Origin of the sequence: Alkalibaculum bacchi, assembly GCF_937875145.1 — a bacterium.
In the GTDB taxonomy this organism is placed as follows: Bacteria; Bacillota; Clostridia; order Eubacteriales; family Alkalibacteraceae; genus Alkalibaculum; species Alkalibaculum bacchi_A.
Window position 1 is genome coordinate 1 of the sequence record NZ_CALNCS010000169.1, and the last position, 9,272, is coordinate 9,272.

8 protein-coding genes and 1 pseudogene are annotated in these 9,272 nt (G+C 35.8%); 1 reads left to right on the top strand and 8 read right to left on the bottom strand.

The window, feature by feature from the left end; all coding sequences use genetic code 11:
- Positions 1 to 168: 168 nt before the first annotated feature.
- The 8 genes from Q7P22_RS10080 to Q7P22_RS10115 form a co-directional block, all read right to left on the bottom strand.
- On the bottom strand, positions 169 to 1,668 hold the full coding sequence (locus Q7P22_RS10080; protein ID WP_303863790.1) for a carbon starvation protein A: 1,500 nt from the start codon (positions 1,666 to 1,668) through the stop codon (positions 169 to 171).
- A 159-nt stretch (positions 1,669 to 1,827) separates the two neighbouring features.
- Positions 1,828 to 2,574 carry a LytTR family DNA-binding domain-containing protein gene (locus Q7P22_RS10085; protein WP_113920173.1) on the bottom strand — a complete coding sequence of 249 codons (747 nt, stop codon included), beginning with the start codon at positions 2,572 to 2,574 and terminating at the stop codon, positions 1,828 to 1,830.
- Entirely contained in the window at positions 2,571 to 4,247 is a 1,677-nt protein-coding gene (locus Q7P22_RS10090) for a sensor histidine kinase (protein WP_303863793.1), read from the bottom strand. Before Q7P22_RS10090 ends, Q7P22_RS10085 begins: the two co-directional genes overlap by 4 nt.
- Positions 4,248 to 4,570: 323 nt before the next feature.
- Positions 4,571 to 5,110 carry a LemA family protein gene (locus Q7P22_RS10095; RefSeq protein ID WP_303863795.1) on the bottom strand — a complete coding sequence of 180 codons (540 nt, stop codon included), beginning with the start codon at positions 5,108 to 5,110 and terminating at the stop codon, positions 4,571 to 4,573.
- 33 nt (positions 5,111 to 5,143) lie between these two features.
- Positions 5,144 to 6,115 carry a DUF3137 domain-containing protein gene (locus Q7P22_RS10100; RefSeq protein ID WP_303863797.1) on the bottom strand — a complete coding sequence of 324 codons (972 nt, stop codon included), beginning with the start codon at positions 6,113 to 6,115 and terminating at the stop codon, positions 5,144 to 5,146.
- A 13-nt stretch (positions 6,116 to 6,128) separates the two neighbouring features.
- Complete coding sequence (locus Q7P22_RS10105; RefSeq protein WP_303863799.1) at positions 6,129 to 7,286, bottom strand: DUF3137 domain-containing protein; 1,158 nt, start codon at positions 7,284 to 7,286, stop codon at positions 6,129 to 6,131.
- Positions 7,287 to 7,386: 100 nt separating this feature from the next.
- Positions 7,387 to 7,572 (bottom strand): hypothetical protein, encoded by a 186-nt coding sequence (locus Q7P22_RS10110; RefSeq protein ID WP_303863801.1) that lies wholly within the window; start codon positions 7,570 to 7,572, stop codon positions 7,387 to 7,389.
- Between the two features lie 38 nt (positions 7,573 to 7,610).
- Positions 7,611 to 8,204 carry a hypothetical protein gene (locus Q7P22_RS10115; protein WP_303863803.1) on the bottom strand — a complete coding sequence of 198 codons (594 nt, stop codon included), beginning with the start codon at positions 8,202 to 8,204 and terminating at the stop codon, positions 7,611 to 7,613.
- A 260-nt stretch (positions 8,205 to 8,464) separates the two neighbouring features.
- On the opposite strand from Q7P22_RS10115, the pseudogene Q7P22_RS10120 reads away from it, so the two are divergent.
- A pseudogene (locus Q7P22_RS10120) lies at positions 8,465 to 9,272 on the top strand (transposase); the annotation flags it as partial.

Below are 9,272 nucleotides of genomic sequence, written 5' to 3' on the forward strand. Positions count from 1 at the left end.
CTGATTAAGGCATATTTAGCAAGCAGTTGGTTGACACGTGGAGAAATCAATAACATTTAGGAAGCCCTGAATGCCTAGTCCAAAAGCAATTAAAATCCACAAATGACAAACCGACTCTTATAGCTAGATCCTAAGTCTAACTCATTAGAGTCGGTTTATTTGATATTATTATAGATTTAATTTTCCCAAATTATTAGTAGCTCTTTTTTTGCCAGCTTTCATAACAACCCAGCCATAAATAATTGCAATGATTGCGCCTAGAATGAGGGAAAGGCTATAGCTATTTGGATCTAATCCGAATAGATATCCAATTCTAGATTCTAATCCAAATCCAATAGGCTCATGCAAGATATAACTTACAACAACCATACAGTAGAATACTCCTGGCAATAATGAAATCCAGTAATTTTTGTTTTTACCTGCCAAGTATATTGCAATCATAGCCAGAGCAAATACTGCAATAAGTTGGTTCGTAAAACCAAAGTATCTCCATAGAAGGCTAAATCCTCCAGGACTTGATTTGGAATATACTAATATTACAGCTGCAATTGCAAAGATAATTACTGAAATGCCCATTCTGTTTTTATTTGTAGATTGATCAATGTTAAAGGTTTCTGCTAAGGTAAGTCGTAGAGACCTGAAGGCGGTATCTCCTGAAGTAATGGGTAGTACAATTACTCCAAGAATTGCAAACAAAGCTCCTATGTTTCCTAGAAAATGCCTAGAAATCATACCTACCATTAATGTAGCATTCGTATCCACAGCCGTACCTAGATTAAATAGTACCATTGCGCCTGCCGCCCATACCATGGCAATAAATCCTTCTACTAACATCATGTTAAAAAAGGTACTTCTTCCTTCTCGCTCATCGGTAACCGTTCTACTAATTAGTGTTGATTGAGTAGAGTGGAACCCTGACATAATTCCACAGGCTACAGTTATAAAAAACACAGGGAAAAAGGATAATTCACTAGGATGTTGACCAAAAATATTAGTAGATAAAGATAAATTTGTTAAGTTTACTCCTCCATCTAACAAAACGCCTCCAAAGATTCCAAGGGCAGATAAAACAAGTATTGCACCAAATATAGGATATACTTTCCCAATGATCTTATCTATTGGAAAAACAGTAGAAGCTATATAATAAGCAAAAATTGCTGCATATACAATCCAAAGTACTGGATTGTCAATAGTTGGCTGTTGACCTAAAATATCTGATACAATCAAATCCCCCGGAGTATATATGAATACTGTTCCTACTAAAAGTAATAATATCCAAACTACTACATTATAAATCTTATAGGTTTTTTCACCTAAATACTTTCTAATCATTTTAGGCATTTGATCGCCACCATTTCTCATAGAAAGCATTCCAACAAAATAATCATGCATAGATCCAGCAATTACACATCCAATAGGGATGGTTATAAATGCAATCGGTCCAAACAAAACACCTTGAATAGGTCCTAAAATAGGTCCTGTTCCTGCTATATTTAAAAGTTCAATTAATCCGTTTTTCCATTTACTCATACCGACATAGTCAATACCATCGGCTTTTTCAATTGCAGGTGTTGTTCTGTCATCTGGTCCAAATACTTTTTCACAGTATTTTCCATAGAAATAACCACCAACTATTAAAATAATAAGTCCAATTATGAATGTAGTCATGGTAATCCTCCTTTTTAATAAATAGTTTAAAATAAATCAATAATTACCTTACAGGTTCATATTATAGCTTTTCATTCTAAAAAGGATAAAAAGATCACCAAATGACAAAAAACAGACCCAAAGTGTCTGTTTTTTGTCATTAAGCACATTAAATTTTTCTCAAATTCCTAATATGTTTTTAAAAGCCTTTACATTATTTCTGCTAATGGGCACTTCACCATCATAACCATCTAATAGTGCCATATATGAACCATTAAACCATGGTGAAATTTCTTTAATTTTATTAAGATTGACTAAAAAACTGCGATGAGTTCTAAAAAAACCCTTATCACTAAGTTTTTTCTCTAATTCTTGGATAGAATAATTTGAATGGAAAGTTTCTTCTTTGGTTTTTATATAAATATTTCTATCCTCTGTATAAATAACTATAATACTCTTTATGTCAATGAGTAGTATTTTGTCTTCTTTTAATACCGATAGTTTATTAAGGGCAACAGCTTTTTTAACTAGTTTAGAAGGCTCTGTTTCAGTATTTTCGTCTTGAATTAGATTCTTTGCTTTATTTACTGCCTTTAAAACCCTTTGCTCTTCAAAAGGTTTTAATATATAGTCAATGGCCTCTACATCAAAGGCTTCCAAAGCGTATTTGTCATAGGCCGTACTAAAAATAATCTTACATTTTATATCTAATTTATTTATTTCTTTACTAAGTTCAAGCCCAGTCATATCTGGCATTTGAATGTCTAAGAAAACCAAATCTGGTTTTAGGTCCTTTATAAGCTTTAATCCTTCTATTCCATTGTAAGCCCTACCAATAATCTCTATATCCGTAGCTTTTGAAAGTAGGAAGGATAATTCTTCAATAGATAAATACTCATCATCAATTAAAATAGTTCTTATGCTCAATTTAAGCTACCCGCCTTTGGAATATTTATTAACACTTTTGTGCCTATATTTTCACTGCTTTGGATTTTTAATCCATAATCATCTCCATAAATAGATTTTAATCTTGTGTCTATATTTTTAAGAGCAATACCATGACCAATTGGCTCTTGTGAATCCGGATTAAATCCTACCCCATCATCTTCTATCTTTATAATATAATTCTTTTTATCCTCATTAATAATGATAGAAATAGTTCCACCATCTTTTTTTGTATATATACCATGCTTTACTGCATTTTCCACTAAGGGTTGTAGTATAAGATGAGGGATTTTAAAATTATAGTCATTTATACTGTATTCAACATTTAGTCTTTCGCCAAATCTTGCCTTTTCAATTTCTAAATAAGCTTCAATATGCTTTAATTCACTGCTTATATCTATCATATCATCCTTTTCTCTAAAATTTTCCCTTAGAAATGTACTTAGATTAATTAATAGTTTCCTTGCTGTATCTGGATCGATTCGAACCATCGACACAATAGTATTTAGGGCATTGAAGAGAAAATGTGGATTAATTTGAGCCTGCAAAGCCTTTAATTCAGCTTTTGCTAAAAGTTGTGCGTTATAATCAACTTCTGCAAGTTCTATTTGGGTTGAGAAAAGACGAGCGAGACCTTCCGCTAATTTTACATCAATACTTGTAATTGCATTTTTTTCAGTTTTGTATATTTTTAATACTCCTATCACTTTAGATTTTTTCATTAGAGGAGTAATAACAGCAGAATTAAGTCGGCAAGTTTTATTTGAACAACCAACTTCATCCTTATTTTCTACGATAATAGATTTCTTCGCCTTTAATACCGCTTTTGTTGAAGATGTTTGCACGATTTCACCAGGCCAATGATGATCGGATCCAATGCCAACATGGGCAAGAATTTCTTCTCCTTTTGTAATAGCAACCGCATCTACTTTTGCCATAGAATGTATAATCTTACAAGTAGCTAATGCCGTTTCTTTATTTATCCCATTTCTTAAATAGGGAAGAGTTTTTTCTGTAATCTTTAACGCTAACTCTGATTGAATGGCAGCTTTTCTTTCTTGTTCTTTAAAAATGTTATTTATTAATAATAAAAATAGCATAACTCCTATAGAATTCATTAGGGTCATAGGAACAAAAATCGTTTTTACTAAAGAAACTGCTGCTAAATAGGGTTTTGCAATGATAATGATAATACCCATTTGTATGACTTCTGCTATTATAGTCAGAAAAAATCCTAATACCCATATTTTTTCAAATCTATTTTTATATTTATATCCTATGCTTCCAATAATACCTGCAACAATTGTAGATATCATACAGGCAAATGCCGTAAATCCACCAATATCAATAACCCATCTATGAAAACCTGCAATAAGTCCAGCACTAATACCTACAAAAGGGCCTCCTAATAAACCAGCTACCATAATACCGATTACCCTAGAATTGGCAATCGCCCCTTCTATAGGAAATCCATAATAAGTACCAAAAATTCCAAAGAGACTAAATATGATCGCTAAAAACATTTTGTTCACAAACGTATTTTGCCGATTTAATATTATATTTTTAAAGGGAGTGGTATTTGATAATAAAAATGTAATAAGAAACATTAAAGATATATTATTGATAAGATTTATTGTAATTGGTAAGTTTTCCATAATATCACCTCTGTTATTGTCTCTTTTGGATATCTTTTAATATGGTTTCGTTCTATTTTATGGCCCTTAGGGCGTTACTCCTCAACTTCTTTCTGTTATATCTTATCATATATCCCACCATAAATTAATAAGGTATCATTTTAGTTTTTAAAATGATACCCTATTAATTAAGGATACCCATGCCCACATTCAGCTTGATCCAAAGATTTACAGCTAGATAGTATTTTACTTTTAAGTATCTGTCGCCATTGGCACATAAAAAATCTTATTACATAAAAATGGCGGCCTTTATGGTCGCCATTTTTATGTTCTGTTTTTAACTATTAAAGATCGATCTTTACATCCATCTGCTTGATTTCATCTGCCTCAAAAAACTCCCTTGGCGTGTAGTGAGCTACGTTTGCAATGATACTATCGGGAAATACTAGCATTTTTTGATTAAATGCAGATACGTTCATATTATATACTCGACGTGCGGCCTGCAAATGGTCTTCTGCATCCATAATCGCTGCCTGAAGCTGCTTAAAGTTCTCGGATGAACGAAGCTCGGGGTAGTTTTCTGCAACTAGGTTGATCCGGTGAGCCACCTCATCCATAGAGTGATTGGCTTCATTTTTCTCCGCCATGCTCATTCCAGCGCGAAGCTTAATCACTTTCTCAAAAGTTTCAGTCTCGTGTTTAGCGTACGCCCTTACAACATCCATGGTTTTGGTCAGCGTATCATAACGCTTTGTGAGTGCCACGTCAATCCCTGAACTCGATTCGCTGATCTTTACCAAAAGAATCTTGAAGCGGTTTGACGTGCTTATAATCCATATAATAACAATAACAGCAACTACTAAAATTCCAATTAAAAATGGCATATTCATTCCTCATTTCTTTTTTTGATACCTACCTCACGAAAAAAGTTGCTCGTTATGAAACAGTTCATCCAAAATATCTGTAAAATATGTAATCTCATTTTGAATTCGAAGCTTTAATGCTTGAATATCATTGATTTCAGAACCTTTCTTAATTTCGAAGAAATCCTTGCCGCTATGTACAGCAATATGAACCCATTCCCCTCTAAAACAAAGCAATGTCTGGCCACCAGACTTCTTATCCACAGATAAAATACGCTCCATAAAGTGGGGAGTCAATACATAGAAAGTGTAATGAACGTCGTTGGTAAGGATTTGAAACTGTTCATTAAAGGCATGGTTTTCTGTCTCTACATCGCTTTTGACCCAAGTGTACTTTCCTACAATATTTTTAAAAAGGAGAGCCCGTTCTTTCTTTTCACGAATTCGCACTTCTGCTGGCAGGAATTTCTCTAATTTACAGGTCATCCATATCCCTTTAAAACTGGTTTCCTGCTCTTCTCTTTCCTCTCTTTTCCCTTCTTCATCTACCTCAATTTTTTTTGTAATTTTCGTAACATTTACATCACAAAGCTCAATTTGGTGCCCCTTATATTTTCCACTAATATAATCGTTGCCGACGAATTTGAAGTGGGTTTCAGTATCATAGCTATCCCCCCCCGAATCCCAGTCGTCAATGAGTCCGCTATCTCTAATCCGTGTCCTGTCAATACTCCCATAGGGATTGTAGATGCAGTCATCAAAAACCTCCTCTATTACCTCTTCCACAGTAGTAATCTTTGCGATCTGTTTTATTTTTTTATTTGCTCCCATGCTTTTCATTCCAAAGACAATGACCCCTAATAGGGCGAAAATAAATAGAATCACTTCTGCCATAAGCAAAAAAATAATCACAGCAATCAAACACAAAAGGGCAATAAGACCCATTCGCTTTTTTTTCGTTTTCAGGTCATAGAGTTTCGTCTTAAGCTCCCAATTGCTAGGCTGTTCAAAACTTTCACTTTTCATTCATCTACTCCTTTCAATCTCTGAAGTACAATATTTCCATTAAATCAACCATGATTTGAATTTCGTACTCTACACGCTCTCGTAGTTCTGAAAGAGTTGAATCCCCCACGATTGCTGCCTCAAAGGAGTCTCCCATTGCCACCGCCACATAAATCTTGTCATTTATGAATGACAGAGATATTGGAAAATTGATTTTTTCGCCGGCAAGCATGATGGCTTCGGTTACTTGTGGAGTCAGAATACGCAGCGCCCCAAGAGAATCTTTTGATACTACATGAAACTTTCTATTAAAAGCATCCAGCTCTGTTTGTATCCCTTTGCTAAATGGATACCCACTGCCAGACTTACTATAAACCATAACAGGCTCATTTGAAATAGCGTCATAATCGAATATCATAAGCCGTCCACGAAATACCGTTCTGTATCTCGTTACGGTTTGGGTATTTCCATCGTCATCTGTATAGGTAGCTTCGTACTCTTCTTCAAGATGAACATCTGATTGGATAAAGCGTTTGTTTTGACAACTGGCAGAAAGATAATCGTTGCCATTATATCTGTCATAGGAGGTGAACAACTGGCTCTCCTCTATGTTGCTTTCATCAATTTTTTCATTAGGGCGAAAGTCCACCTGTTTAAAAACCTCTTCTAGTCTTTTCTTTACAATCTCATCTTTAAATGAATCTCTATAACGACTCGACGCTTTTAATACCAAAATCCCTATCTTGAAAAAAACAATTATTGCGATGATAACATATATTACTACCAATCCAGTTTCCGTATAAACGTGCACAGCGATACCAATCAGCACTGCCACCCCGATCGCGAGGAAATATAAAAAACTTGCTATTTGCACTTTAATCCTCGCCCTATCAAGTTCCAAAAATTCGGTGGAACCTGTGGCTTCGGATTCTTTGAGGCTCTTATGTTGCTTTCTTCCGCTACTCACCCCACCAACAACTGCGCCAATCAGCACCGCGACCACCACTATGACTAATAAAATTGGTGCAAAAAAAACACCAAACATTATTACTGAAATGATTAGGCCACCTATGCCATCGTCGATAGCAAATCCCCCAAAATTATAATAGAATATAAGTGCCATTAATAGTGCGGCAGCAGCAAAGCCCATACGCAGCCATTTTACCCAGGAATACCGACTTTCAAAACCCATGATCTTTCTTATGAACTTCATCCTTTATCACCTTCTTAAATTACTCGAACTATCTGCTTTCAACTCGTATTTGCCTTTACATCGCTGCTCTCTTGATACTTTAATCAATATTGTACAGGAGCAATAGAGAAGCTGTTAAATACAACAGACCTCCCACAAGAATTACCATCAGTATGAGCCCCATTATTATCTGGTTTGTTTTTCCGATTTTCCTTCTAGTGAAAAACAATAACATTTCACTCGCCAAACAAACGAGAATTAGGAAAATAATCAGCCATAATGGCATGCTGCCCCTCCTGTTCTTTGCGCCTATGCAAAAGAAATTTATTCTATAAACTTGTATTGGCCACGCATATGAGCCCAATCCGAACTTTCAGGCGCAAAGAAATCGATGGCGCTGTAATCTTTATAGAGGCTAAAGGAAATTTCACCATATTCCGCCATATATTTATCATCTGGATATAAGGTCGCAGTGCCACTCATTACCGTACTACCATTTCGGAGCAAATAAATATCAAACCAAAAGCTACTGCCATTGAACTTAGTAATCTCAATGGAAAACTCGTCTCCTACATACATTCCCGCCCAGTTGGGACCATCTGGAATAAGGTCACCCTTTCCATCATCCTGGGAAATGACATCACCACGGCCCTCATCCTTCGGAGTATTTTCAGTGTGACCGTTGTCCTTCGAAGTATTGTCAGTATGAGTGTTGTCCTTCGAAATAACGTCGCCATGACCGTCATCTAGAATGGTATCACTGAAATCTTCATAAATGGATGCCGTTTTATTGCCGCTGTAGTCTACTGAAACCCGATATATCACCTGATAACCGTCACCCATAAGCCCACCTTCAGCGGTGCCAAGAGCAACACTATAAATATAACATTCCCGTTCCATAGCAGAATCAATAATCATTAAATCGTCAAAAGAAATATAGAGGCACTCATCGGCGGAAATCCTATCTCCGCTGTAAAGCCCTATTGAGGCCAACAGTTCATCTACCAGTCCTGCCCCTTATCTTTTTCGGTAGTGTCAAGTTTGACACCCCTTTTGTTTTTATATATCCTTTATATTCAAGGGTTACATCACTTTTTAAAATAAAAAAGCAATGACCTCCTTTTTTCTTGTATAATGTAGTCGCCACAACCAATTACAAAGAAAGGATTTCATTGCTCATGGACATTATACTTTATTTACTTCAACTAATTCAATACCAACATAAACAAATCTGCTGGCTTATTAACTTTATCTGTAGATACATCCCTCTCAAGCAGTGGTCTTTTGATGATTCCCACTCTCCAAAGTATCAGAAGTTCAAGATTGATGAGCTTCCCAAAATCATATCCTACAAACAGGAATGGAACTGGAAGGATCTCATCTCTTACTATCAGCAGCGTTACCACAAAACCATTCGTCCTGTCTTTCGCCGGGTGGAGTGTGATATTCCTGCATCCTGCCATTGCCCTGCCTGCGATGCCCCTGTGGACTATCTCATGTGGAACGATGGTAAAAAGAAAAGTCAAGTCCTATGCAAGGTTTGCCAATCACATTTTTCTCCAACTAAGGATAACCGTTTTTCAAAGACTACTGTCTTGAAGTGTCCTCACTGTTCCCACAGCCTTGTTCATAAAAAAGACCGCAAACACTTCATCCTCCATAAATGCGTGAATCCGAAATGCTCTTATTATCTTCACAATCTCAAGAAGGTTGATAAAAAGCATCTGGATGAAGACTATGGTAAGAACAAATACAAACTTCACTATATCTACCGCGAATTCACGATAGATTTTTTTAAGATGGATTTAAACTCCCTGCCAAAAAATGCTTCTTCCTTTAAATTCACTAAGTTTGACTCCCATACCATGTCTCTTTGTCTGACTCTGCATGTGAACCTGGGTCTCTCCCTTAGAAAAACCAAACAGGCTTTGAAAGACCTCTATGATATCGACATCTCTCACCAGAGTATCGCCAACTACTGTAAAT